Below are 304 nucleotides of genomic sequence, written 5' to 3'. Positions count from 1 at the left end.
TATTCAGGCGTTTCAGAGCCTCCTTCGATTATTCTCTATTTCCTATTCAGCCAATCTTACGGCCAATCATCTAATTGTGCTGGCTAATTTGGGAAAACCGATGCAGTGTCGGGATATTTTGACTAAAGAGAGCTTTTTAATTTCGGATATCCGCGTTCCAGCCAAGCGCAAAAAGACACTTGATCTAGGCAAATTGCAGGCGATTGCGGAGGATATGCTTGAAAATGGTCAGACGACCCCAATCAGACTGCGGACTGGAAAAACAGGTTTCGTTTTGATCGAGGGGTATCATCGCCTAGAGGCG

Annotated in this window: 1 protein-coding gene; it reads left to right on the top strand. The window is 45.4% G+C overall.

Annotation, left to right across the window (positions count from 1 at the left end):
• Nucleotides 1-100: 100 nt before the first annotated feature.
• A partial coding sequence (locus AB9F29_RS22045) for a ParB/RepB/Spo0J family partition protein (protein WP_369757269.1) occupies nucleotides 101-304 on the top strand: 204 nt, incomplete at its 3' end.

It is taken from the genome of Falsihalocynthiibacter sp. S25ZX9 (assembly GCF_041205405.1).
GTDB classification, from domain to species: Bacteria; Pseudomonadota; Alphaproteobacteria; order Rhodobacterales; family Rhodobacteraceae; genus Falsihalocynthiibacter; species Falsihalocynthiibacter arcticus.
Note: the sequence above shows the minus strand (reverse complement) of the source record. Positions and strands in the feature narration are given on the sequence as shown.